This is a genomic window from Lysobacter sp. SCRH-1R (assembly GCF_057747855.1).
In genome coordinates this window covers 270,197-293,732 of sequence record NZ_CM173227.1, presented here as the reverse complement: position 1 = coordinate 293,732, position 23,536 = coordinate 270,197, and the positions used below count along the sequence as shown (strand labels likewise).

Sequence of the window (23,536 nt, the reverse complement as noted above, 5' to 3'; positions counted from 1 at the left end):
CCTTCCGGATGAGCTCCGCTCGTCCACGAGAACCCCTCACGGCTGCGTGAGGTCACCCCTACCTCACGCACGAGGGCGCACTCTCATTTGCGACGCGATGTCAAAGTCCGATCGGCCGGCGGGGCGCTGCGAGCCCAGGGCCGCATCAGTATCCAATCCCCGCACCGGGGGTTGCACTACCCGCGAGATCGCCGCTGGGTAGGAAACTGCAGGGAGATCTCTTGAAGACGCGCACAGATCTGCTTGGCGCGATCGAAATGATCGACGCAGCAATGCTGCGTGCAGCAAATGAAACATCCGACACCCCGCAGCATTGGAACGCTTGGAATCTCGCAGTGTCCGGGGTGCCGCAGATGGATGAGGTTCCGAGCGACCTCGGCTACTGGTGGCAGAATCAGCTATTGGATGCTAGCAGTCGCGCATTCGAGAACAAGGAATTGCGGCGGCGCTATCACAACGGTGATTTTGATGCAGGGGGGCTGTCTAGCGAGGGCGTGGTCTGGAACAACGGCCCCTGCGCATACCGTGGCCGCGAGATCCGTGTCGAGCTTCGCAGGGAGACCTTAGGGGCATCCTGGACCGCGGCAGTGACCATATCCAATCGGCATGAGCTGAGGATTAGCGCGCGAATGTTCTTAGCGGGACTACCTAGTTCTGTAATGGGCGCGATCGGCGCATACGCGTTGGTCCTGGAAGAGGCGCGCCACAACATTGATCGCATGGACACTCCAATCAGTTGACCACCAACGTCGGCAACGATCAGCACGCTGCGTAAACACGCTCACCACGCCCTCGAAGGACTCCAAACCAGTGCCCGGCAAGCTTCAGTTCACGGCCCCGACGGAGATCGTAGAACCCCGGCGACTATCCGCCTCGGGCAAGAAGCGAAGGTTCTGAGGGCATTCCTAGGCCGCCAACGGAAGCTTCCGCACCCTACGATTAGGTTGCCGCAGGCACAGGATCGCATGCACCTTAAATGGAAGGACCGAACGGCGGGAGCCGGGCGCTGGTATTCACACCGGAGATGGCAGAGCCAATGTTGGTCGCCTGCCTTTGGAATCACTCACCGGCTTACGAGGGCGCGCCCACCCTGTACCCGTTCGCCGGCCTCACCGATGAACCAGAGCTGGAGGTCTGAGACACGCTGCAGAACCTTAGTGCGCGTTCGAGGTCACTCAAATCGTAGGGCTTTCGAACGTGCCACTTTCGCGATAATCCTGCAGGCATATCGCTGCGGGCGTAACCGCTCGTCATGGCGTACGGGACATTTCGCTCGTCCAAGAGCTGTGCGATGCCGGTGCTTTTCTGACCTGCGACATCGAAATCCAGGAGGGCTGCGTCAATGAGCTCCTCGTTGCGAATTAAGGTTCCGGCCTCATCAATGGTTGAGGCAAGGACCGTTGTGTGGCCAAGGTGCGACAACGCATTGGCGACGCACGAAGCGAGATCCTTGTTGTCTTCTACAAGCAGTACATTCACCTAACCGACCTCATCACGTAGTTCTTAGGGAGTCGCACACCCTCATATACGTGCGGGGCTGTGACGGGAGCGAAGACCAGCTCATCAATTCTGCCGCTCATGCTCCGATGCCGAACCGTGTTCTCCACGATTGTAGTTTCAGCTCGGCGCGATGGGCCTCCTCGGCGACCCGCCGCCATACCGCCATCGCCTCTTGATCCGGTGATGCGACTCACAAGTCGTGCCAAGGACCAGGCCGCCCGCGGGAGCTCAGCCCGTTCCGCAAGCTTCAGCCAGGCCGCACCCGGATTCCTCTTCCCTTGTCACCAGCTTTGGACGGCGGGCGCTCCGACGTGAAGAGCCTCCGCGAGCCGGGTGTCGGACTCGTGCCGTATCAGCGCACGTTAGACCCAGGAGGTCATTGATGCACACTCTTCTTCCGTACGAGGCCTCGCTCATGCCCGTATGCGCCGAGATCCAGTGGACCAGCAGCGGCCATGCTGTATCCCCGCCAGTGGAGTGGTAAGAGTCTTGTTCTAGGCCGCTCTCGAAGCGCGGCTCACACTCTGAAGATGAGGGCACAGAAGAACGGCGAGGGAAGCCCCCGCCGTTCTCGTTGACACCCGTTGGCGGTTACTGCTTGGTCGGCATGTTGACCTTGTCGATACCATGGATCAGACCATTGCTCGACCCGATGTCGGCAGAGGTGACCAGCGCTCCATCAATGCTGAGCTGGTCGTCCTTCAAGATGATCGGGGCCGACTGGCCGTTGACGGTCCGAGCCGCTTCCCACTTGCCAACGTCGGCCGTGGTCTTGCGGCCGCTGACAACGTGGTAGTTCAGCACCGAGACGAGTTCTTCCTTGTTCTCGGGCTTGAACAGGCTTTCCAGCTTGCCAGCCGGAAGCTTCTCAAATGCCGCATCGGTCGGTGCAAACACCGTGAAGGGGCCCGCCCCGCGCAGGGTTTCGGTCATGCCCGCGCGATCAAGCGCCTTGCCAAAAGTCTTGAAGGACCCATTGGCGGCGGCGGTGTCGACGAGATTCTTGCTGTTGGGAATGTTGGTTACGGTGTTCATACAGGATTGCCTTTTTTATGGTCCGCTTTCTTGCGGATCCAGGGCGGCCGAAGCCAGACCCCGCTGGAAGCGGGGCGAGTGGGGCTCAGTGCGGAGGAGGAGTGGAATTGCAGCGCGGCTGAGTGGCCGTTGCGACGTTGCGTCGCAGTGCACAAGGATCGTGCGCCATTGAGCGTGAGTTAGGCGTGACCTAAAGGTTCATCGCGGAACGGTGCTTGGTTGGCCACGCGCCGCGGCTGCTCTCAACAACCAGGAAAGTGATCACCATGCATGTTGGTGCCGTCTCCAGCATGAACGTTATTGGTAGAAGCCTCAGTCATTCGACGAAATGAGCGCATAGTGCTGCAGGTTGCGAGCATTTAGCGCTCCGTCTCAGTTGTGTTAGCCCCCCAGGCTGTGACCTCGAATCAAAACAGCCAATCTCGGGGCTGAGGAGATCAACCATGAGAACGCTCATCGAAATGTTCGTATCGCAGGTCATACAGGCGATCGGGTCGCTGATGCTGGATCGGCGATCGCAGCTGCCAGACCCCGTTCGCGACGGGTGGCCAACGCTAGCATTCACGCATCCACATTCGAGCCGAATGACTGCAAACCTTCGATCCTCATCATTGCGGCGCAAATCCTTCCGCAAGTTCCTCCATATTGATCGACCCACGCCGTAACGCGGCGCCCGGCCACTGATAGTCTCACGCTGACCGAAAAGAAGGCGGACCGCTTCTTTAAGTCACGAGTTAGTAACAGCCGTTGGCGCACGCTCCAATGGCACTACGGCGCAACGTCGTACTGGCCATCCGGCCGCACAGCACGCCCCGCTCCTACCTTCCCTGAGCTCAAGCGCCCCATGTCGGTCGGGTTGGCTACTCGTTGGCGCTGCGGGCCATTTGCATCACACACCCATCGCCGCCGTGTTACGGGTTCGTTTTCCGACGATGCCGCGGCGACGGCTGAACGGAGATCATCATGAACGGTGCAACTGCCCCGTTGTTCACAGACGTACTAAAGTCGATACCGAGGTTCTTCGGCATCCGACTCGACGCGAGGCCAGCCTACCGAATGGAGGACCTCGTCGGCCCCGTGGAGATCAGGCGCTACGCCCCAGCCTTGTTTGTGCATACCTCTGCGGACGGAAGCCATGACGCGGCGGTGCGTGTCGCACGCGAGAAGCTAGAGGATTACATCTACGGTGACAACGAAGCCTTAGAGAAGATGGAGATGACCTATCCGACGTACCAGGGCGACGACGAGTCCACGATGTTCCCCAGCGCCTTACGCATGCGCGAGAGGCACGGCTGGAGAGTTGCATTCTTCCTCTCCAACAACTTGGCCGCTGGGGAGGCACCGCTACCGGACGATCCGACGGTAAGAGTCCATGAATCGCCGGAAACATTGGTTGCCGTACTTGGATACCGCGGTGCTGACACGGAGGAGAGCCGCACCGCTGCTAAGCGTGACCTAATGCAAGCACTGTCAGGGTCACGGTGGTCGGTAGACGATCAGGTGTACTGGGCAACTTACGACCAGGCGTTTGCTATTCCCTATCTCAAGAAGAATGAAGTTCATGTCCGTGTAGCGAACTCGGAGACGGAGATTGTCGTCTCGGCCAAGGTCGACGAGGCATGCAACAGCGACGGTGCAGCCGCAAACCAAGCCTAACCGCAGTAAGCTCCGGAGAACTGAAATGCAAATCTTCACGAATGAAAAGAGAGATCGAAGTTTCCTACGCCCGGTCACTGAGGACGATTTGGCATTGCAGCGCGCCGAGAACGAAGGGCTGCCCTTCTTGTCGCACCGCGATGAAGCGAGCCATCTCTTCGCCCGCGTGTCGATGAGGCTGCGAAAGGGGCTTAGTCCAGTCGCGGATGGGAACTTGTTGACCCTTGAAGAGCTCCTCGCCGCGGTCAACAAGGTGACGCATAGCGACACACAATTGCGTCAGCAGTGCGCCAACCTGATTGCACTCCTGGCATCGGACATTCGGAATGCGAAGCAATTCTCCTTGGATAGTTGTCTCCGCGCCAGGCCGCTGCGCGATTGGCGCGAGCGCTACAACGGCCTGGAGGTCCTGCGATGACCCTCGCCGAAACCGCATCCTTCTGCGCTAGCGGATGCTGACGCGCTAAGTGCTGGGCTCTCGCGTCACCTGGACGTTGCCGCTGCCGGCCAGACAGCCAGGCTTGCTTTCCCGCAGATGGCAGAGCGCGGCCATTAGCTGACATCTCTTGCGGAACGCCAATCATTCTTCTGCACTGCTTTTACGATCGGCCGGCTACCTTGCCCGCAGGAGGGTCAGATGCCGGCGCCCCTGAACTCGGAGCGAGAAGACCAACGTGACGCCGCGGCGCGGCTCGTGCAGGCGCTCGCTCAGCTCGCCGAACAGCGCGACGCCCTCATCTGGCACCGCCAGAAATCGCGCCAGCTAACAGACCAGTCCGGCAGCCTGGTTAGCGCAAGCCAGTTGCTCCGAGAAAAGATTGAGGAGTCGTGGTGACGCCCGGCTGAGAGTAGGCGGGTCGCGGCAATGCGCCGATCATTGCGTGGCGACGACCAACGGGGTCAGCCACGTCAACTTCCCTGCCGAGCACGCCCCACCCGATAAGCGAGCTCATCGGCGCAGACCTGATCGTCACGTGCCCGTGTCAGGGTAGCCGGCCCCGGAGGGAGAGTCTGTAATGCGTCTTGCCGACTTCATCGAACAAAACGTCTGTCTAATTGCCGATGGGGCGCAGGCGTTTGCCGCAACGCAGGCTCCCCACGGCGTGCACCTAGACGAAACCGCGCTGAGGGATCACATCCCGGAAATTCTGTTGGCCGTAGTTGCAGACCTGCGAACGAAGCAGTCCACCGAGGCACAGCTGCTTGAATCGGAAGGCCGCGTATCTGTACTGGATGGACCTCGGACCCCTGCAAGCACCCACGGCATGTTGAGGGCTAAGGGCGGCTTCGACATCAATCAAATGGTTGCGGAGTACAGAGCTCTAAGAGCTGCAGTGCTTCGACTATGGATTGATGCGCATGAGCCTTCAAAGCAGTCGTTCGACGACATGATCCGATTCAACGAAGCTATCGATCAGGCCATTTCAGAGTCCGTCTCGTATTTTTCGAAGGAAGCAGAGTCTTGGCGCCAGGTGTTCCTCGGCGTTCTCGGACACGATCTCCGCGCGCCCTTGAGTGTCATCGTGACAACTTCGGACCTGCTGTCCCGGATGACGCGCGATGGCCCCTACTCCGAGCAGACGCAACGCATCGTCCGCAGCGGGATGCGCATGAGCAAGCTGCTTGACGACCTTCTTGACTACAGCAGGACCCAACTCGGCGTCGGAGTGCGCATTGTGCGCTCGGAATGCTGCCTCAGTGAGGTTCTTAGCGAAGAAATCGACCTGCTGCGCACAGCACTTCCCGAAGCGACGATCAGGTTCTACAGATCGGGGCCTGTTCGCGGCAGCTTTGACGCCTCACGCATGCGCGAAGTGCTAGCGAATCTAGTTGGCAATGCTTACAAATACGGCGAGGGTGGGTCCGCGATTCTGGTTTCTCTAGCGCGAACTGCCGGGGGCGTTGAACTTGTGGTACGCAATCGCGGCGCCCCACTCCCGTCTTCCTCACTGGACGAACTGTTCAACCCTCTACGACGAGGCCTGCAGCCGGCGACAAGCGGCGAACGTACGAGCCTCGGCCTGGGCCTCTTCATTGTCCGAGAGATCGTGAAGGCGCATAGGGGCGAGGTGGTCGGCGAATCAGCGCGAGGGAAGACCACCTTCACCGTTCGAATTCCGCTCCAAGCTTAACTTTCTCAGCACGTGCTGCCGCGAGCTGGGCAGGCCAGATCCAGGGCCCGCTCAAGGTCATCTATCAGATATGGCTTGCGCAGGTGCGGTTTTCCCACCATCTCAAGCGGCGTATCGGCTCTAGGTTGGCCGCTGGCAACGACAAACGGGATCGATCTCTCATTCAGAACGGATGCCACATCCGCGCTGGTGCCGCCGCCAAGGTCCACATCTAGCACCGCGACATTGGGGCAGGTCACATCGATAAGCTTGAGAGCTTCAACAACCGACGATGCATGGCTTACAGAGTGTCCAAGGACAGCGAGCGCGTCCGCAACGCTCTCCGCGACTTCCTTGTCATCCTCGACGAGTAGAATCTGCATGCCTCTCTGCCCCCAGTGGGACATTCGACGCTCCCACATGCAGTGTGAGCAACTGGTCGAAGTAGCCCTCAGCTTATAGCTCGTTCGTCGAGGAGGCTCTTCACCGTCCTACGAAGCGGTGGAGTACAGACGAACCCATGCCTCCATCCATCAAACTGGCGCCACATGGATCTGGTTATGCTGCGCCACTCAGCATCGCATTCAACGCTGCGATCAGCTGTGGAAAACGATAAGGTTTGGGGAGATATGTTACGCCGTCAGGAAGCGGGGGCAGTTGCCCGCGCGCGTAGCCCGACACAATTAGGACGCGCGCCGACGGGTCGCGCCGGAGCGCCTCTTCAGCGACCTCTATTCCGCTCACCCCGTTGGGCATGCTGACGTCGGTCACTACCCGTCGTAAGTGTCTTCTCGATGTGCTTGCATAGCGACAACTCCGTCCTCCGCCAAGCGTACGCTGAAGCCGGCAAGTCGGAGTCCGTCAGCAACGAGAAGGCGAGCATCCCCCTCATCCTCCACAAACAAGATGCGCATGTACGTTCTCCGGGCCGGCAATCGCGTCACCTGCCCGAAGCAAGCGCACTCTTCCCTATTGCTCACGCTAGAACCAAATCGGTTACGAGCTCGTAGACACGCGCCGGTCTTTGCCCGCCATCGTCTTTTTGAGGCCGTCTGTTGTTCGCGCGATCCCCGTTCAGCTTGACGGCTTTGAAGGCCGCTTTGGGTCGAAAGCGGACATTAGCACCAGCTCTGCCGGCGCGGCAGCTCAAACGTCCGCTTCGGCCAAAAGCGGACGTTTGGCCAAGTTGAAGGCCGCCAGCCATCACGCTGCCGGCGTGCGGATACAACAGCTCCCTCAGTTGCTTTGAGGCGCCCTGAAGGTGACCTTGCCGTCGGCGTCGAGAACTTCAATGCGCGCCTGCCCCTTCCGATCGACCATGAGTCGAATGCGATCTCGTCCCTGCGGATCCGCCATCAGAATTTGAGCGTCCTCGTTCTGGTTCTGGATCGCGATCCGTGTGTGTGCCACCTTACCCGCCGCGATCGGGTCCAAGTTGGCCGGTGGGCGTGCGTTGATTGCCAAGGCGGCCAGTGCGTCGCTGCCGTCCGGGCTGACACGGGTCATCAGGCCGATCGCATCGTAGTTTGGGTAGTCAAACGCCAGCACATTCGATTTGCCGAACTTCGCATCGCTGGCCGCGATTCCGCCGACTTCGTTTCCTTTTGAATCGTAAAGCGCGATGCCCGCGGGCGCCATGGCACGCGGAAGCTCGCGTCCCTCCACCTTGGGTAGCGGGAAGCGCTCGGCATTCGAGATCACCACGCGCTTGACTCCCGTGGGATCGACAATGTTGATTCGCTCTACCGTGATCTCTGCAGACGCATCCGGGGACTTGGCCGCAGTAATGCCAAACACCGCCAAAGCGATAGTCGTGATAGCGGCATAGCACTTGAGAATCCGAACATCCCGGGCCAGCCGAGCGGTTATAGCGAAGTCTTCTTCAATGACGGTCATGTATCCATCCCTTGGTCACATCACTGGGAGGCGCGACGCATCAGCGCCGCGCCATGGGTGCGATTCTTATCGCGTGCGCCGGCGCCATTACTGGATCACTGCTCTGCGTTTGACCGAGGCAGGGCGCCAAGGTGCCAACGCAAGACCAGGCCATGCTCCCGACCCTCTCATGGGCGCAACCGGCCGGCGGGACGGCGGGCCCGCCGCTGACCGCCAGCTCCGCGGCCATATCCGCTAACGGCCAGAAGGGGACATCTCTGGCATTAGCCAGCGCCGATTCGGCTTCTCATTTCTCTTCCCCTGCAAGAACCTGCCTATAGAGTGTCTTTCCGTGGCTTCTGCCGGCGGCTGCAGTGTCATTTTCGCCAGGATGGGGGCCGGAAAAGTTCGAATGCAATTTCAGTTGATGCCAACGCCATCACCTTGCACTAACACTTGCTGGAGCTTCCTATGCCGACCGCCGCCCGGGCGGTCCTGTGTATTCCCCCGATTTCCTCTGCTGAAGGAGAAGGTCCGTGAATACGAGACTGGCCAGGCTGGCCGCAATGTCGTTGTGCATGTCGCTGACGTTCTTGACGCTTTCATGCTCCCGCGACGGTGGGCGGCAAACCGAACAAACCGAACAAACCGAAACGGTGCAGAAGCAGGACGCGCCTGTCCAAGGTGCGGGAGGACTGAGCGACAAGGAAGTGGTCGATATCGCGACCGACGCATACATCTACGGCTATTCGCTGATCACCACCGAAGTCACACGGGTGCAGATGTCGAATGTCGCCAAGGCCGACGCCCTGCACGCGCCGCCGAACCAGTTCGCGAATGTTCCGCGTTATCCACCCGGCGACTATCGGGGCGTATCGGCACCGAACGCGGACACGCTTTACTCCGTCGCGTGGGTCGACCTGCGCAAGGAGCCGATGGTCTTCAGTCATCCCGACATGGGCAAACGCTTCTTCCTGTTTCCGCACTACAGCCTGTGGATGCCCGTCGTCGCGTCACCAGGCAGCCGCACGATGGGTGGCAAGGCCGCCGACATCCTGATCAGCGGGCCCGGCTGGAACGGGCAGGTTCCTGCCGGCATGGAACACGTGAAGTCGCCCACGCAACACCTGGTCATCCTCGGGCGAACGTATGCCGACGGCACCGAAGCGGACTACAAGGCCGTCAACGCGTTGCAGGCCCAGTACAAGCTCGTGCCGCTATCGGCGTTCGGCAAGCCGTATACCTACACCGCACCGCCGGTTGATCCGAACCCCGGCTTTTCGATGACGGACAAGCCGCAGAAGATCATCGACGAGATGGACCTGTCCGCGTACTTCGGGATGATGGCGCGTCTGATGGGCACTACCGCACCACCGGCACCGGAGGACGCCGCGATCGTTGCCCGCATGGCGAAGATCGGGCTGGAGCCCGGCAAGCCGTTCGACATGGGCAAACTGTCGCCCTCGGCGCAGGCTGCGCTGAAGGATGTCACCAGGACGGCGCAGCAGAAGATCTTTGCACGGCGGGAGACGTCGGGAACCAAGCAAAACGGGTGGTTCATTCCTGCAGCGGCCGGGACGTACGGAACCGATTATCTCCAGCGTGCCCTGATTGCCGCGTTTGGATGGCCCGCAAACCTCCCGGAGGACGCGATCTATCCCTACGCGTTGACCGATGGCAATGGCGAAACGCTCAACGGCGCGAATTCGTACACGCTGACGTTCCCGAAAGACCAGACACCTCCGGTCAACGGCTTCTGGTCGATCACGATGTACATCGACGATGGAGGCTGGTGGTTCAATCCGAACCCGCTGGACCGGTTCACCATCAGCATGCGCAACAAGCCGAAGTTCAACGACGATGGCTCGCTGACCTTGTACTTCCAGAACAAGTCGCCGGGCAAGGACAAGGAAAACAACTGGCTGCCGGCGCCGCAGGGCAAGTTCATCCTGATGTTGCGCACGTACTGGCCGAAGGACACGCCACCATCGATCCTGCCGCCGGGCAAGGGCACATGGCAGCCACCGCCGGTGGTCAAGACATCGAATCCGACGTCGTAGCTTCCACTGCGGCGGCGTGTGGAACAACCGGACGGCCCGGTGCATGGGCCGTCCTGCACCACGCGAAATCGGAGCGACGGTTTGCTCCCATGTCCATGATCGACAACGTCGGACCATGGGTCCGCGAATGGGAGGCCCGACGATGAGCAACGATCTGCGATCGTTCGCGACTGCTGCCATGGCCCTGTGCATGATGGGCGCACCGCTTGCATCCCACGCCCAGGAAAGGGAAGCGTGGGAGTGGACGATCGCGCCCTACCTCTGGGCTCCGAGCATCGCGACGGATCTGCGCACTGGTCAGCCACCCGCAGAAACCGATTCGGCATTCTCCGACATCATCGACAAGATCGATGGTGCGTTCCTGATACATGCCGAGGGACGGGGCGATCACTCCGGTGTGTTCGCCGATTACATCTTTCTTGGCCTGGCGGACGACAGGGAGTTTCCGCGGATCAGGACCCAGTCTGATCTCGATTCGCAGCTGTTCGAGTTGGCCGCTTTCTGGAGTCCGGGCCAGGAGCGCTTCCGCGGACTGGATGTGTTCGGCGGCCTGCGTTACGTCGACGTGGACCTCAAGATCAGGTTCGACCCCGTCAATCCGGTCTTCTCCCCGTCGGAGCGCAGCATCGACAAGTCCTACAGCGACTTCATGCTCGGAGCGCGATACACGTGGACGTTGGCCGATCGCTGGCAGCTCACGTTGCGCGGCGACGGCTCGTTCGGCGAAACGGAGGGGACGCACAGCGCCAGTGCCGTGGTCCGCTACCACGTGAAGCAAGGCGCGTGGATCATCGGCTACCGATACCTAGCGATAGAAGTCGAGGCCGGCAGCAACAATACCGATATCACCTTGAGCGGTCCGCTCGCCGGGTTTGAGTTCGCTTTCTGAAGGACGCGGCGCCGAGGCATCAGATCGCGCAACGGTTGATATAAGCGCAACGTTGTATCGCTGCGCGCATCCCTCGCTCGCTTCAACTCCGCCTTGCGAGTAGACAACAATTCCTCGGCAACTGTGCCACCAAATGCCGCTCAAGTGCCGAGTAGTACGGTTGCCTGAGCGCATAAACCCCTTCGCCCGGACCGGACGTTAGTCAACGACGGCGCGAGCCGTTCAGGGATCGAGTGAGAGATGCGACCCGACTGCCTCCCAAGCCCGCTTTGGGTCGGAAGCGGACATTAGCAGTGCTGACCAAATTCCCGGCTCGCCGCGCCAGCCTCTGCCCTGCTGGTCATCCACCAGAAGAGCAGCGCCAACACGCTGACGCTTGCCCCGAGCAGGCACACCCCCGGCCAGCCGGCGCTGGCGTAACTTGCCGTTGCACTGATCGCCCCCAGTCCGCTACCAATCGCGTAGAACAGCATGTAGAGACCAAGCAGTCGGCTGTGCGCTTCAGGGCGGTCGCGGAGAATCATGCTTTGGCTGGTGACATGCAACGCTTGTGCCCCGAGGTCAAGGAGCACGATCCCGACGACCAGCGCGCCGAGTGACCATTGCATCAGCGACAACGGCCACCAGGCTAGCAGCAACGTCACGAGTGCCGCCGCGCTGGTGCGCTGGGCGTGGCCGCGATCGGCCCATTGTCCGGCCCGCGCGGCAGCCAGCGCGCCGACCACACCAACCAAGCCAAACGCTCCGATGGCGGTGTGTGAGAGGCCAAAGGGCTGTGCGCTCAATGGAAGCACAAGTGCGCTCCAGAAGATATTAAGCGCCGCGAACATCAGCAGGGCCAGTACGCCACGCACCTGCAACGCACGGTCCCGACGCAGCAGCGTCAACATGGAGGCGATCAGGCGCGGGTAGCTCATCGCGCTTGGCGTTGCGGCCAGCGCAGGCAAGCACGGCAGGAGCGCCAGCGCAATGGTCAGCATCAATGCGGCAGCGCACAGGTAAACGCCGCGCCATCCGCCAATGTCGCTGACACCGCCGGCGAATACCCGCGCGAGCAGCAGACCGATGAATACACCGCTTTGGGCCATGCCGACGACATGCCCTCGTTCGTGAGGCGCGGCCACGCTGGCTGCATAGGCAATCAGACCCTGCGTCATCGCCGTACCCAGCAGCCCCACGGCGAGCATGCCAGCCAGTAACGCAGGCGTTGACCGCACCAGACCGACCGTGGCCAGCGCGATGACCAGCGCGAACGCCTGCACCGTCATCAGACGGCGGCGACCCATCAGATCGCCCAGCGGAACGACGAACAACAACGAGACGGCGCAGCCGATCTGCGTGGCGGTAACGACTCCGCCAACCGCCGCCTGTGTGATCCCGAAGTCTCGCGCCAATGTGTCCAGCAAGGGTTGCGCGTAGTAGACGTTCGCCACACTTGAGCCGCTGGCGATGGCGAACAACCACGCAAGGCCACGGGGCACCTGCGAAGGTCGGGCCACCGCGTCGCATCGATCCAGGGACTGCGGGCTGTGCGAGACACCCATGATTCCCAGCCTCTCACCAAGTTGCAAATCGCAACCGTTTGAATACTGGCTCACATGGTTTTAAAATGCAACCGAATCGACGCGACGGCACTTCCCGGAGGCTCCATGACAATCCGCAAGGCCACGGATGAAGAGCCTTGTCCTGTTGCCCGCTCCGTCGATCTGATCGGTGACCGGTGGTCGCTCCTCATCGTGCGCGACGCCTTTGATGGCGTACGCCGTTTCGGCGATTTCCAGCGCAGCCTGGGCGTGGCGCGGAACATCCTCGCCGACCGGTTACGCAAACTGGTGGATGCCGGCATCCTCGAGATGCGTGATGCCTCTGATGGAACGGCGTATCAGGAGTATGTGCTGTCGACCAAGGGAGAAGGCCTCTTTCCCATCGTGGTCGCGCTGCGGCAATGGGGCGAGTTGCATCTGTTCGCACGGGGCGAGCGCCATTCGGTGCTGATCGACACGCGCACGCGCAAGCCGATTCCACGCATGACACCTCAGGCCAAGGACGGCTCTACGCTGATGCCTGCGTTTACCGAAGTGCGGAAGGTGACGTAGAGCGAAGCCGCATGCGTCCGCTTTCGGCCAGAAGCGGTCACTCGCCAGACAGTTGGATGTAGGTAATACCGGTCAAGTCGTTTCGATAAATGCAGATGTTTCCATCAGGATGGCCGTCAACCAGATGCAACGAGTACTGGGTTGGAGGGTAGTCCCACGAAGCGTCCTCTATTTCCTTGTGCGGCCACCAGTCTGGCGAGTTCGAACTGTCTAGACCGAGGCATCCCGACATGGATCTCTTGACCGGGGTTTCCGCGTCCGTTTGTTGAAGCAGTGTGCGGAATGCCTCCGCGCTCACTGGCGCAAGCTGCCAAAGCTCGTATCGGTCAGGCCCGATTGCACCGCTCCAGTGACGCGCGATCTCAACTTCGTCTGGAATGCTAACGATACCGAGCCGCCGAGCGAGCGCGTCCGACTTCTCGCAAGCACCGAGGAGGAGAGGCAAAAGCACTGGTAACAGGATGAAAGGTTTGCGGAACGCCACCAACCCATCTTGAATTCGAATCCATGGGCGAAGCACCCGTGCGACTCCAAGTTTGAAAGTCATTCGGCCCAATTCCCAAGGCAGAAAGGCAGCTCGGCCGCCCGTGAAGCGTGTCCGCTTTGGGTCGAAAGCGGACATTAGCACCGCCCTGCGTCGGTGCTCCCGTCCCACGTCCGCCATCGCCAGATGCTGCCACTCACGAACTCCCTCACACCCGCACCGCACCCTCCCTCGCCACGCTTCCGCCCTGCCCGCGCACCGCGCTGGGCGGTATGCCCATGATGCGCTTGAAGGCGCGGCTGAAGGAGGCTTCGGAGTCGTAACCCAGGCGCTCGGCGGCGACGGTCACGCGCATGCCTTCCTGCTGGATCCAGCGGCGCGCCTGGAACATCTTCACCTTTGCGACATATCGCGCCGGGCTCTCGCCGACGGTGCGCGTGAACGCTTCGGCGAAGCGCGAACGCGAGGCGCCCATGAGCCTTGCCAGCGCGGGCACGTCCCAGTCGCGTTCGGGTTCGGCATGGATCGCCGCGATGACCTTGCCGATCTTCGGGCACTGCACCGCCGCGATCCAGCCGGTGGAATCGCTGCAGCCGCATTCGACCCACGCGCGGATGATGCTGGCGGCCAGCACGTCGGCCAGCCGCGCCAGGATGCCGCAGGCGCCGATGCGGTCCAGCGACACTTCGCGCTCCATCGCCTCGAGCAGGGCGAGCACCGCCGGATCGCGCTTGACCAGATCGCCCGCGTGCATGAGCTCCGGCATCATCGCCAGCAGCGGATGCAGCGGGTCCAGGTTGAAACGCATCGCGCCGCAGAACATCACGCTCGATATGGCCTGCGCCGCCTGCGTTCCATCGGGCGACGCGGAGCGCACGAGGTACAGGTTCTCCGACACGGCTTCGCGCGAGAGCTGGTCGATATCGACCGCCGGCACGTCCGGCGAACTCGCCATGACGTGGAAGCTCCCGCGCGGCAGCAGCACGGCGTCGCCCGGAGGCAGCTGCTTCCACCCGATGGCCGGCATCCACAACCATGCGCCACCGCGTGCGACGAAATGGAAGCGCGCATCGTGCTGCGCGGGGAACGCGATCGCCCAGGGCTCGCGCATCACGCAGCGACCGTATTCCACGCCGTCCAGGCGTAGGCCGAGCAGCACGCGGGTCAGCAGGTCGCCCGGTTCCGGTGGCTGCACGGACGACAGGAAACGGGAGGAATGGTCATGCATTGCGGCCGTTCCGGCATGGAAACGCCTGCATCGTACGCCTAACCTGCCCTGCCCCACCCCATTGGCAGCCCTTCGTGTCCTCAACCGAGTGTTCCGTTTGCGACTACGACGCCGCACCGCCGGCCGAGTCCGCACCCACGCATTGGCCCGCGATCGCCTCCCTCACGCTCGGCGTGTTCGGGCTGGTCACCGCCGAATTCCTGCCCGCGAGCCTGCTCACCGCGATGGCCGCCGACCTTCGCATCAGCGAAGGCGCGGCGGGCCAGACGGTGACCGCGACGGCGCTGGTCGGCGCGATCGCCGCGCCTTCGATCCCGGTACTCACGCGCCGCATGGATCGCCGCCACGTGATGATCGCGCTCACCCTCGCGCTGCTGGCGTCCAACGCGATCGCCGTGTTGGCGTCGAACCTGGCGACGCTGCTCGTCGCCCGCGTGTTGCTGGGCATCGCGCTGGGCGGGTTCTGGTCGATGGCCGCGCCGCTCGCGCTGCGCCTCGTGCCGGACGACCTGTTCCCGCGCGCGATGTCGCTGATCCTCACCGGTGTTTCCGTCGCCACCGTGTGCGCGGCGCCCATCGGCGCGTGGATGGGCGATACGTGGGGGTGGCGCAGCGCGTTCGTCGCGGCCGGCGCGGTGGGCGTGGTCACGCTCGTCGCGCAACTGGCCACCCTGCCCGCCCTGCCGCCGAAATCGCAGCCGGACCTGCGCGTGCTCGGCCAACTGTTCGCGCGCGGCCCGGTGCGCGCCGCGCTGGTCGTCGTGCTGCTGGTGATCTCGGGCCACTTCGCCGGCTTCACCTACATCCGTCCGCTGATGGAGAACGTGACGCACCTTTCGATCGGCGCGATCTCCGCCGTGCTGCTGGGCTACGGCATCGGCGGATTCTTCGGCAACCTGGCCGGCGGCCATGTCGCGGGCCGCAGCGAGCGCAACGCGATCGTGCTGGGCAGCGTCATCATCGCCACGCTGGCCGGCGCGCTGCTGCTGGCGGGGCAATCGGCCAGCGTCGCGTCGGTGGCCATCGTGCTGTGGGGCTTCGCGTTCGGCGCGTTTCCGGTCGGGTTCCAGATCTGGATCGTCCGCGCCGCACCGGACCAGGCCGAAGGCGCGAGTGGCCTGCTCGTCGCGGCGTTCCAGACCGCCATCGCCACCGGGGCCATCGGCGGCGGCGTGCTGGTCGATCATGTCGGCGCACTCGGCGGCCCGCTGTTCGCGGTGGTCGCGATGACGCTCGGCGCCTTGCTGACGCTGCGTTACGGTCCGCGCGGTTCCACTCCGATCACCGTCTCTGGCCACTGAGGGCCCACCATGAGCGAACCACGCCTCAATCGCCGCATCACGCTGATCGCGCGTCCGCAGGGACTACCGACCACGCGCGACTTCCAGCTGGAGACGCATGCCGCGCCCGAACCCGCCGAAGGCCAGGTGCTGCTGCGCACGCGCTTCCTTTCGCTCGATCCCTACATGCGTGGAATGATGGACGAAGCCGGCCCCGGCTATGCGCCGGGCGTGCGCCTGGGCCAGGTGATGGTCGGCGGCACCGTCAGCGTCGTGGTCGAATCGCGCAATCCCCGGTTCAAGGCCGGCGACACGGTGCTGTCGAACGCGGGCTGGCAGGACTACGCGGTCTCGGACGGCACCGACGTCACGCCGTTGGGCGATCTGCCCCGGCCATCGCTCGCACTCGGCGGACTGGGCATGCCCGGCTTCACCGCGTATGTCGGGCTGCTCGACATCGGCGACCCCAAGGCCGGCGACACCGTGGTCGTCGCCGCTGCGACCGGCGCGGTGGGTTCGGTCGTCGGGCAGTTGGCGAAGCTCAAGGGCGCGCGCGTCGTCGGCATCGCCGGCGGTGCGGAAAAATGCCGGCATGCGGTGGAGGTGCTGGGCTTCGACGCATGTCTCGACCATCGCGAGCCCGCACTGAAGGAACGCCTCGCCGTGGCCTGCCCCGACGGCATCGATGTGTACTTCGAGAACGTCGGCGGCGACGTGCTCGACGCCGTGCTGTCGTTGCTGAACCTGCATGCGCGCGTTCCGGTGTGCGGTTTCATCGCGCATTACAACGAGGAAGGCGGCGCACGCGGCAGCGACAAACGCACGCAACTGCTCGCGACGATACTGGCCCGGCGCGTGCGCATGCAGGGCTTCATCATCCTCGACCACTACGCGGACCGCTTCGACGCCTTCCGTCGCGACATGTCCCAATGGATCGCGCAGGGGCGCGTCAGGCTGCAGGAGGACATCGTGGATGGACTGGAACAGGCGCCCGCCGCGCTGATCGGCCTGCTGCAGGGCCGCAACTTCGGCAAGGTGGTGGTGCGGGTGGCCGACGAATAGCGCTCGTTGCGAGCCGTGCGGAACCCGGTCGTCCTCATGGTTTCGATCGGGCAGCGTGAGTGCTGGCACGAGCAGCCATGGGATGCAGTGCATCGATGGGAGCGTCGCGCCCGATGTCTCCTGCGGGTACCCGCTACGCAAACGGTCAGGCGCGCGCGTGCAGGCAGGCTACTCTTCGGGACTGTTGCCATGTATCGGCACGCACACGAAACACCATGGAGATCGGCATGAAGTACGAGGGCTCGACGGCGTCGGGACCCGCGCGACGGAAACGCGCTGCGTGGAGAATCCTCATCCCGGGCGAACTCAATGCACGCGTGCACGCGTTGAGTGCGAAGGTCGCCGCGGGCCGCTCCACTGCCGCCCCGTAGCATTCCGCGTGCAGCCTGACCCGGTGAGTCGCATCAACGGAACCGGGTTCTTCCGGTTCGAATGGCGGCCTTCAAAGGATCGCTTCGGACGATGATCCAGCAGTCCAGGAAGTAGAGACCTGTTGCCATCGGGAGGCACGCGGCGAAGTAGATGAGCGGCTTGACGTTCGCGCCCAGGCTCGCTTCGCGCATGGCATCGGCGAAAGGTGCCATCAACACGGGCGAGAACAGGAAGGACATCAGGTAGTACAGTCCAAACACCAGATACCGGTAGCCGAATCTCCGCCACGGCGAGGGGCTTCTTGTCGACTCCGTGGAAAGCAGGTAGCCACCGATGTACAACCGGCCGAAGAAGCCGGCCACTCCTGCCAGGAACGTGTGCGCCAACAGGATCTTGTACAGAACGCCGGCTTCGTCCGACATTGCGCTTCCTTGCAGGTCCGTTGGCAGCGGACATTAGCATCCTGGCAGGCCAGATCGGGTGCCGTTGCACACGGCCGCAGCCGGGCATGGGCAGCGGGGGCCCTCCCGCAACATGTCGATCCGCACCCCCCTGGTTCGTCATATCCACGAACCGCCCCGATCCGTCACCGGAAAACCCGCCATGCACAGCGGCACGCAACGAACGAGCGCCCCCACGATTCCCACCATCACCGCCTTCGAACGATCCCCCGACCGTGGGCAGGGACTGTCGCGCGACATGCGCGTGCGCTGGGCGCTGGAGGAAGTCGGGCAGCCATACAACGTGCGCCTGCTTTCGTTCGAGGCGATGAAACAACCGGCGCATCTTGCGCTGCATCCGTTCGGGCAGATTCCAACGTTCGAGCAAGGCGATCTCGTCCTGTTCGAAACCGGCGCGATCGTGCTCCACATCGCACAGCATCACGCGGGCCTGTTGCCGGACGACGCGAACGCGCGCGCACGTGCGATCGCTTGGATGTTCGCCGCGCTCAACGCGGTGGAGCCGCCCATCCTGGAACTGGTGACCGTCCGGATCCTGGAACGCGACAAACCCTGGAGCAGCGAGCGTCTGCCGCTGGTGCAGGATCGCATCCGCGAGCGATTGGTCCCGCTGTCCACCCGCCTGGGCGATGCCGAATGGCTCGATGGTGCGTTCACCATCGGCGATCTGATGATGGTGTCGGTGCTGCTCCGCTTGAAGCCCTCCGGCATGCTGGGCGAATTCCCGGCGCTTTCCAGCTACGTCGCCCGGGCCGAAGCGCGGCCCGCGTACCGGCGGGCGTTCGATGCGCAACTGGCGGTGTTCAACGCCACGCAGCCCCGGAAATGAGCATTCCGGACGGATCGCACTCACCCGGCTGCATGCGCACAAGTGATACCTTAGTGCGCTTGTTTACTTGGGTGATGATCGGACATGCCGAATCTGGGCTCTGTACTGAAGGCTGAAATCTCCAGGCTCGCGCGCAAGGAAGTACGTGCGGAAGTCGAAGCGCTACGGAAGGCCAGTGGCACTTATCGCAGGGAAATCGCCGAGCTGAAGCGGCAGGTCGTGCAGCTGGAACGCAGGCTCAGGCAGGCGTCGAAGGCGGCCCCGGCCGCCGCTGCGGCAAGCAACGAAGAGGAGCCCGCGCGCATGCGTTTCAGCGCCAAGGGCCTGCAATCGCTGCGCGCCCGGCTGGATCTTTCGGCCGCCGACTTCGGGAAGCTGGCCGGCGTGAGCGGCCAGTCGATCTATCACTGGGAACAGGGCAAGTCCGTTCCGCGCAAGTCGCAGCTGCCCAAGCTCGCCGGCCTGCGCGGCCTCGGCAAGAAGGAAGCCCGGGCGCGCGTCGACGCGCTTTCCTGATCGGGGACCGCTGGCACCGCCGGCCGCTCCCACCTTGATACCCGCCTGCTGATCCGGGCGCGGCCATGTGCCGCGCCCGGATGTTCCTGTGTGCCTCGGCGAGCAACGTTTCGTCAGGCCGTCATCGCACGCGGACCTGTAACAAACCCGCGTTGACGCCGAATTCACTTCGTACTCGCGATGCCTCTGCTAAGCAGGGGAGCCGGCCGCGACCCATCGTGTCGCCAAGCGCCCCCCTTCTCCACCGGTTCGAGGGCAGAGAATGAAATTCGACGAACGCGGCCTGCGGGCCACCCGGCGCGAAGTGCTCAAGGCAGGCGCGGTCACCGTCGCCGCCGGCGTGATGCCGGCCGGCACCGTCGTCGCCGCGCAGACGGACGACGCGCAGGACATCGCACCGGCCAGCGCCAAGGTGGCGTTCAAGGTCAACGGCAAGGCGCACGAACTCGACGTCGACACGCGCACCACCCTGCTCGACGCGCTGCGCGAACACCTGCATCTCACCGGCACCAAGAAGGGCTGCGACCACGGCCAATGCGGCGCGTGCACCGTCATCGTCGATGGCCGCCGCATCAATTCCTGCCTGTCGCTCGCGGTGATGCACGAAGGCAGCGAAGTCACCACCATCGAAGGCCTGGGCACGCCGCAACGCATGCATCCGATGCAGCGCGCCTTCGTGAAGCACGACGGCTACCAGTGCGGCTACTGCACGCCGGGGCAGATCTGTTCGGCGGTCGCGGTGCTGGACGAGATCAAGGCGGGCGTTCCCAGCCATGTCACCGCCGATCTCACCGCACGACCAAGGCTCACCACCGACGAACTGCGCGAGCGGATGAGCGGCAACATCTGCCGCTGCGGCGCGTATTCCAACATCGTCGATGCGATCTCCGAAGTCGCGGGGGTGAAGGCATGAAGGCATTCACCTACGAGCGTGCGCGAAGCCCCGCCGAAGCCGCGTCGGCCGCCAGCAATCATCCACGCGCGGGCTTCATCGCCGGCGGCACGAACCTGCTGGACCTGATGAAGCTGGAGATCGAGACGCCCGCGCATCTCATCGACATCAACCACCTCGGTCTCGACACGATCGAGCAGACGCGCGACGGCGGTCTGCGCATCGGCGCACTCGTCCGCAATACCGATCTGGCCGCCGACGAACGCGTGCGTCGCGATTACGCCGTGCTCTCGCGCGCACTGCTTTCCGGCGCGTCCGGACAGCTGCGCAATCGCGCGACCACCGCCGGCAACCTGCTGCAACGCACGCGCTGCCCGTACTTCTACGACACCAACCAGCCGTGCAACAAACGTCGTCCCGGCAGCGGTTGCGCGGCGCTCGAAGGTTTCAGCCGTCATAACGCGATCGTCGGTACCAGCGACGACTGCATCGCCACGCATCCCAGCGACATGGCGGTGGCGATGCGCGTGCTCGATGCGACGGTGGACACCGTGCAGCCCGACGGCAACGCACGCTCGATTCCCATCGCCGAGTTCCACCGCCTTCCCGGCAAGACACCGCACATCGAACACGTGCTCGCGCCCGGCGAGCTGATCACCGCCGTCACGCTGCCCAGGCCCGTCGGCGGTCGGCACGTGTACCGCAAGGTGCGCGATCGCGCGTCGTACGCGTTCGCGCTGGTGTCGGTGGCCGCGATCGTGCAGGACGACGGACGCGGGCGCATCGCCGTCGGCGGCATCGCGCACAAGCCGTGGCGCGTGGAATCGGCGGAAAGCGAACTGCCGCGCGGCGCCAAGGCCGCGACCGAAGCCCTGCTGCAAGGCGCGCGCACCACCCGCTACAACGAGTTCAAGCGACCGCTGGTGGAGCGCACCATCGCGGCGGTGCTGATCGACGGGGAGAGCCAGGCATGAAGTTCGACACGCCCGCCACCACCAATCCCATCGACAAGGGCCTGGTCGTCGGCAAGCCGACCGACCGCATCGACGGCCCGCTGAAAACCACCGGCACCGCGCCGTATGCCTACGAACGCCACGACGTCGCGCGCAACGTCGCGTACGGCTACATCGTCGGCGCGGGCATCGGCAAGGGCCGCATCGCGCTGCTCGACGACACCGCCGCGCGCAAGGCGCCCGGCGTGCTCGCCATCGTCACCGCGAAGAACGCGGGCGAACTGGGCAAGGGCAATTTCAACACGGCAAAGCTGCTCGGCGGGCCGGAGATCGACCACTACCACCAGGCCATCGCGATCGTCGTCGCCGAGACCTTCGAACAGGCGCGCGCCGCGGCGAACCTGATCCGCGTCGATTACACGCGCGGCAAGGGACGTTTCGACCTCGCCGCCGCGAAGGAATCGGCGCCCGCTCCGACGCCGAAACAGGACCCCAAGCCCGACACGTCCGTCGGCGATTTCGAAGGCGCGTTCGCATCGGCGCCGGTGAAGCTGGACGCGACCTACACCACGCCCGACCAGTCGCACATGATGATGGAGCCGCACGCGACCATCGCCGCGTGGGAAGGCGACAAGCTCACCGTGTGGACCTCCAACCAGATGATCAACTGGAGTCGCGGCGACCTCGCGAAGACGCTCGGCATTCCCAAGGAGAACGTGCGCCTGGATTCGCCCTACATCGGCGGCGGCTTCGGCGGAAAGCTGTTCATCCGCTCGGACGTCCTGCTCGCCGCGCTGGGCGCGCGGGCCGCGAAGCGCCCCGTGAAGGTCGCGCTGCAACGGCCGCTGATGGCGAACAACACCACGCATCGGCCGGCGACGATCCAGCGCATCCGCATCGGCGCGAACCGCGACGGAAAGATCACCGCCATCGGCCACGAAAGCTGGAACGGCGACCTGCCCGGCGGGCAGCCCGAAGTCGCCGTGCAGCAGACGCGCCTGTTCTACGCCGGCGAGAACCGCATGACGCGGATGCGCCTGGCCGAACTCGACCTGCCCGAAGGAAACGCGATGCGCGCGCCCGGCGAAGCGCCCGGGTTGATGGCGCTGGAAATCGCCATGGACGAGATGGCCGAAAAACTCGAGATGGACCCGGTGCAGTTCCGCATCGTCAACGACACGCAGGTCGACCCGGAGAATCCGCAGCGTCCGTTCTCGCAGCGCAACTTCGTCGAATGCCTGCGCAAGGGTGCGGATCGTTTCGGCTGGAGCCGCCGCGCATCGAAGCCCGGCACCGTGCGCGACGGCCGATGGCTGGTCGGCATGGGCGTGGCCGGCGCGTTCCGCAACAACCTGCTGCAACCCTCCGCCGCGCGCGTGCGCCTGGACCCGCGCGGCATCGTGACGGTCGAAACCGACATGACCGACATCGGCACCGGCAGCTACACCATCGTCGGCCAGACGGCGGCGGAGATGATGGGCGTGCCGCTGGATCGCGTGGTGGTCAAGCTGGGCGATTCGGATTTCCCCATCTCCTGCGGTTCCGGCGGGCAATGGGGCGGCAACAATTCCACGGCGGGCGTGTTCGCGGCGTGCGTGAAGTTGCGCGAAGCCATCGCGACGAAGCTCGGCTTCGACCCGGCGCAGGTGGAATTCGTCGACGGACAGGTGCGTTCCGGTTCGCGTCGCGTCGCGCTGACGGACGCGGCGAAGGACGGCGAGATCGTCGCCGAGGACCGCATCGAGTACGGCGACCTCGACAAGCAGTACCAGCAGTCCACCTTCGGCGCGCACTTCGCGGAAGTGGGCGTGGACCGCATCACCGGCGAAATGCGCGTGCGCCGCATGCTGGCGGTGTGTTCGGCGGGACGCATCCTCAACCCGAAGGCGGCGCGCAGCCAGGTCATCGGCGCGATGACGATGGGCGTGGGCGCGGCGCTGATGGAGGAACTCGCGGTCGACAAACGCTTCGGCTTCTTCGTCAACCACGACCTGGCGAGTTACGAGGTGCCCGTGCATGCGGACATCCCGCACCAGGAGGTGATTTTCCTGGACGAAACCGACCCGATCTCCTCGCCGATGAAGGCCAAGGGCGTGGGCGAGCTGGGCATCTGCGGCGTCGGCGCGGCGGTGGCGAACGCGATCTACAACGCGACGGGTGCGCGCGTGCGCGATTATCCGATCACGCTGGACAAGCTGTTCGCCAAGCTGACGCTTCCGGCCTGAGGCACGTCGCGC

22 protein-coding genes are annotated in these 23,536 nt (G+C 63.7%); 15 read left to right on the top strand and 7 right to left on the bottom strand.

What is annotated here, in order from left to right:
- Nucleotides 1–221: 221 nt before the first annotated feature.
- Nucleotides 222–740 carry a hypothetical protein gene (locus tag AC3ANK_RS01280; RefSeq protein ID WP_206860357.1) on the top strand — a complete coding sequence of 173 codons (519 nt, stop codon included), beginning with the start codon at nt 222–224 and terminating at the stop codon, nt 738–740.
- 1,351 nt (nt 741–2,091) lie between these two features.
- On the opposite strand, the gene AC3ANK_RS01275 is transcribed toward AC3ANK_RS01280, so the two are convergent.
- On the bottom strand, nt 2,092–2,535 hold the full coding sequence (locus AC3ANK_RS01275; protein ID WP_206860358.1) for a fasciclin domain-containing protein: 444 nt from the start codon (nt 2,533–2,535) through the stop codon (nt 2,092–2,094).
- 963 nt (nt 2,536–3,498) lie between these two features.
- On the opposite strand from AC3ANK_RS01275, the gene AC3ANK_RS01270 reads away from it, so the two are divergent.
- The 4 genes from AC3ANK_RS01270 to AC3ANK_RS01255 all read left to right on the top strand — a co-directional run bounded on the left by AC3ANK_RS01270 (nt 3,499) and on the right by AC3ANK_RS01255 (nt 6,323).
- Complete coding sequence (locus tag AC3ANK_RS01270) at nt 3,499–4,191, top strand: SOUL family heme-binding protein (protein ID WP_206860359.1); 693 nt, start codon at nt 3,499–3,501, stop codon at nt 4,189–4,191.
- A gap of 25 nt (nt 4,192–4,216) precedes the next feature.
- Nucleotides 4,217–4,609 (top strand): hypothetical protein, encoded by a 393-nt coding sequence (locus AC3ANK_RS01265; RefSeq protein ID WP_206860360.1) that lies wholly within the window; start codon nt 4,217–4,219, stop codon nt 4,607–4,609.
- Between the two features lie 219 nt (nt 4,610–4,828).
- Nucleotides 4,829–5,026, top strand: coding sequence for a hypothetical protein (locus AC3ANK_RS01260; RefSeq protein ID WP_206860361.1), 198 nt, complete (start codon nt 4,829–4,831; stop codon nt 5,024–5,026).
- Nucleotides 5,027–5,207: 181 nt separating this feature from the next.
- Entirely contained in the window at nt 5,208–6,323 is a 1,116-nt protein-coding gene (locus AC3ANK_RS01255) for a sensor histidine kinase (protein ID WP_206860362.1), read from the top strand.
- A 5-nt stretch (nt 6,324–6,328) separates the two neighbouring features.
- Here the strand turns inward: AC3ANK_RS01255 and AC3ANK_RS01250 are convergent, their stop codons facing one another.
- Both AC3ANK_RS01250 and AC3ANK_RS01245 read right to left on the bottom strand, forming a co-directional pair.
- Nucleotides 6,329–6,685 carry a response regulator gene (locus AC3ANK_RS01250; protein ID WP_206860363.1) on the bottom strand — a complete coding sequence of 119 codons (357 nt, stop codon included), beginning with the start codon at nt 6,683–6,685 and terminating at the stop codon, nt 6,329–6,331.
- An 853-nt stretch (nt 6,686–7,538) separates the two neighbouring features.
- The gene (locus AC3ANK_RS01245; RefSeq protein ID WP_206862383.1) at nt 7,539–8,198 is read right to left on the bottom strand and encodes a hypothetical protein; all 660 of its coding nucleotides are present in this window, start codon (nt 8,196–8,198) and stop codon (nt 7,539–7,541) included.
- Between the two features lie 515 nt (nt 8,199–8,713).
- Here AC3ANK_RS01245 and AC3ANK_RS01240 point away from each other — a divergent pair.
- Both AC3ANK_RS01240 and AC3ANK_RS01235 read left to right on the top strand, forming a co-directional pair.
- The gene (locus AC3ANK_RS01240) at nt 8,714–10,237 is read left to right on the top strand and encodes a DUF1254 domain-containing protein (RefSeq protein WP_206862382.1); all 1,524 of its coding nucleotides are present in this window, start codon (nt 8,714–8,716) and stop codon (nt 10,235–10,237) included.
- Between the two features lie 142 nt (nt 10,238–10,379).
- Nucleotides 10,380–11,126: a hypothetical protein gene (locus AC3ANK_RS01235; RefSeq protein ID WP_206862381.1), complete on the top strand. Its 747-nt coding sequence runs from the start codon at nt 10,380–10,382 to the stop codon at nt 11,124–11,126.
- Nucleotides 11,127–11,413: 287 nt separating this feature from the next.
- On the opposite strand, the gene AC3ANK_RS01230 is transcribed toward AC3ANK_RS01235, so the two are convergent.
- Complete coding sequence (locus AC3ANK_RS01230; protein ID WP_242525311.1) at nt 11,414–12,586, bottom strand: MFS transporter; 1,173 nt, start codon at nt 12,584–12,586, stop codon at nt 11,414–11,416.
- A 189-nt stretch (nt 12,587–12,775) separates the two neighbouring features.
- Between AC3ANK_RS01230 and AC3ANK_RS01225 the strand changes: the two genes are divergently transcribed.
- On the top strand, nt 12,776–13,222 hold the full coding sequence (locus tag AC3ANK_RS01225) for a winged helix-turn-helix transcriptional regulator (protein WP_206862380.1): 447 nt from the start codon (nt 12,776–12,778) through the stop codon (nt 13,220–13,222).
- Nucleotides 13,223–13,259: 37 nt separating this feature from the next.
- Here AC3ANK_RS01225 and AC3ANK_RS01220 read toward each other — a convergent pair whose 3' ends face one another.
- Together AC3ANK_RS01220 and AC3ANK_RS01215 are read right to left on the bottom strand one after the other, a co-directional pair.
- On the bottom strand, nt 13,260–13,769 hold the full coding sequence (locus AC3ANK_RS01220; protein ID WP_484171903.1) for a hypothetical protein: 510 nt from the start codon (nt 13,767–13,769) through the stop codon (nt 13,260–13,262).
- 145 nt (nt 13,770–13,914) lie between these two features.
- Nucleotides 13,915–14,934, bottom strand: coding sequence for an AraC family transcriptional regulator (locus tag AC3ANK_RS01215; RefSeq protein ID WP_206860344.1), 1,020 nt, complete (start codon nt 14,932–14,934; stop codon nt 13,915–13,917).
- Nucleotides 14,935–15,008: 74 nt separating this feature from the next.
- Between AC3ANK_RS01215 and AC3ANK_RS01210 the strand changes: the two genes are divergently transcribed.
- The gene (locus tag AC3ANK_RS01210; protein WP_206860345.1) at nt 15,009–16,235 is read left to right on the top strand and encodes an MFS transporter; all 1,227 of its coding nucleotides are present in this window, start codon (nt 15,009–15,011) and stop codon (nt 16,233–16,235) included.
- A 9-nt stretch (nt 16,236–16,244) separates the two neighbouring features.
- On the top strand, nt 16,245–17,276 hold the full coding sequence (locus AC3ANK_RS01205) for an NADP-dependent oxidoreductase (protein WP_484171902.1): 1,032 nt from the start codon (nt 16,245–16,247) through the stop codon (nt 17,274–17,276).
- 404 nt (nt 17,277–17,680) lie between these two features.
- On the opposite strand, the gene AC3ANK_RS01200 is transcribed toward AC3ANK_RS01205, so the two are convergent.
- Entirely contained in the window at nt 17,681–18,070 is a 390-nt protein-coding gene (locus tag AC3ANK_RS01200; protein ID WP_484171901.1) for a hypothetical protein, read from the bottom strand.
- A 181-nt stretch (nt 18,071–18,251) separates the two neighbouring features.
- Between AC3ANK_RS01200 and AC3ANK_RS01195 the strand changes: the two genes are divergently transcribed.
- The 5 genes from AC3ANK_RS01195 to paoC all read left to right on the top strand — a co-directional run bounded on the left by AC3ANK_RS01195 (nt 18,252) and on the right by paoC (nt 23,524).
- Nucleotides 18,252–18,938, top strand: coding sequence for a glutathione S-transferase family protein (locus tag AC3ANK_RS01195; protein WP_484171900.1), 687 nt, complete (start codon nt 18,252–18,254; stop codon nt 18,936–18,938).
- 84 nt (nt 18,939–19,022) lie between these two features.
- A complete protein-coding gene (locus AC3ANK_RS01190; protein ID WP_484171899.1) occupies nt 19,023–19,454 on the top strand; it encodes a helix-turn-helix transcriptional regulator in 432 nt (143 codons plus the stop codon).
- A gap of 262 nt (nt 19,455–19,716) precedes the next feature.
- Entirely contained in the window at nt 19,717–20,367 is a 651-nt protein-coding gene (paoA, locus tag AC3ANK_RS01185) for an aldehyde dehydrogenase iron-sulfur subunit PaoA (RefSeq protein ID WP_484171898.1), read from the top strand.
- On the top strand, nt 20,364–21,320 hold the full coding sequence (locus AC3ANK_RS01180; protein WP_484171897.1) for an FAD binding domain-containing protein: 957 nt from the start codon (nt 20,364–20,366) through the stop codon (nt 21,318–21,320). The genes paoA and AC3ANK_RS01180 overlap by 4 nt, the downstream gene beginning before the upstream one ends.
- Entirely contained in the window at nt 21,317–23,524 is a 2,208-nt protein-coding gene (gene paoC, locus AC3ANK_RS01175) for an aldehyde oxidoreductase molybdenum-binding subunit PaoC (protein ID WP_484171896.1), read from the top strand. The genes AC3ANK_RS01180 and paoC overlap by 4 nt, the downstream gene beginning before the upstream one ends.
- Nucleotides 23,525–23,536: the final 12 nt, after the last annotated feature.

What these genes read in the sequence shown, in the direction of transcription:
- AC3ANK_RS01275 (WP_206860358.1), bottom strand. Translation starts at nt 2,535, where the DNA reads ATGAACACCGTAACCAACATTCCCAACAGCAAGAATCTCGTCGACACC.
- AC3ANK_RS01270 (WP_206860359.1), top strand. Translation starts at nt 3,499, where the DNA reads ATGAACGGTGCAACTGCCCCGTTGTTCACAGACGTACTAAAGTCGATA.
- AC3ANK_RS01265 (WP_206860360.1), top strand. Translation starts at nt 4,217, where the DNA reads ATGCAAATCTTCACGAATGAAAAGAGAGATCGAAGTTTCCTACGCCCG.
- AC3ANK_RS01260 (WP_206860361.1), top strand. Translation starts at nt 4,829, where the DNA reads ATGCCGGCGCCCCTGAACTCGGAGCGAGAAGACCAACGTGACGCCGCG.
- AC3ANK_RS01255 (WP_206860362.1), top strand. Translation starts at nt 5,208, where the DNA reads ATGCGTCTTGCCGACTTCATCGAACAAAACGTCTGTCTAATTGCCGAT.
- AC3ANK_RS01250 (WP_206860363.1), bottom strand. Translation starts at nt 6,685, where the DNA reads ATGCAGATTCTACTCGTCGAGGATGACAAGGAAGTCGCGGAGAGCGTT.
- AC3ANK_RS01245 (WP_206862383.1), bottom strand. Translation starts at nt 8,198, where the DNA reads ATGACCGTCATTGAAGAAGACTTCGCTATAACCGCTCGGCTGGCCCGG.
- AC3ANK_RS01235 (WP_206862381.1), top strand. Translation starts at nt 10,380, where the DNA reads ATGAGCAACGATCTGCGATCGTTCGCGACTGCTGCCATGGCCCTGTGC.
- AC3ANK_RS01225 (WP_206862380.1), top strand. Translation starts at nt 12,776, where the DNA reads ATGACAATCCGCAAGGCCACGGATGAAGAGCCTTGTCCTGTTGCCCGC.
- AC3ANK_RS01220 (WP_484171903.1), bottom strand. Translation starts at nt 13,769, where the DNA reads ATGACTTTCAAACTTGGAGTCGCACGGGTGCTTCGCCCATGGATTCGA.
- AC3ANK_RS01215 (WP_206860344.1), bottom strand. Translation starts at nt 14,934, where the DNA reads ATGCATGACCATTCCTCCCGTTTCCTGTCGTCCGTGCAGCCACCGGAA.
- AC3ANK_RS01205 (WP_484171902.1), top strand. Translation starts at nt 16,245, where the DNA reads ATGAGCGAACCACGCCTCAATCGCCGCATCACGCTGATCGCGCGTCCG.
- AC3ANK_RS01200 (WP_484171901.1), bottom strand. Translation starts at nt 18,070, where the DNA reads ATGTCGGACGAAGCCGGCGTTCTGTACAAGATCCTGTTGGCGCACACG.
- AC3ANK_RS01195 (WP_484171900.1), top strand. Translation starts at nt 18,252, where the DNA reads ATGCACAGCGGCACGCAACGAACGAGCGCCCCCACGATTCCCACCATC.
- AC3ANK_RS01190 (WP_484171899.1), top strand. Translation starts at nt 19,023, where the DNA reads ATGCCGAATCTGGGCTCTGTACTGAAGGCTGAAATCTCCAGGCTCGCG.
- paoA (WP_484171898.1), top strand. Translation starts at nt 19,717, where the DNA reads ATGAAATTCGACGAACGCGGCCTGCGGGCCACCCGGCGCGAAGTGCTC.
- AC3ANK_RS01180 (WP_484171897.1), top strand. Translation starts at nt 20,364, where the DNA reads ATGAAGGCATTCACCTACGAGCGTGCGCGAAGCCCCGCCGAAGCCGCG.
- paoC (WP_484171896.1), top strand. Translation starts at nt 21,317, where the DNA reads ATGAAGTTCGACACGCCCGCCACCACCAATCCCATCGACAAGGGCCTG.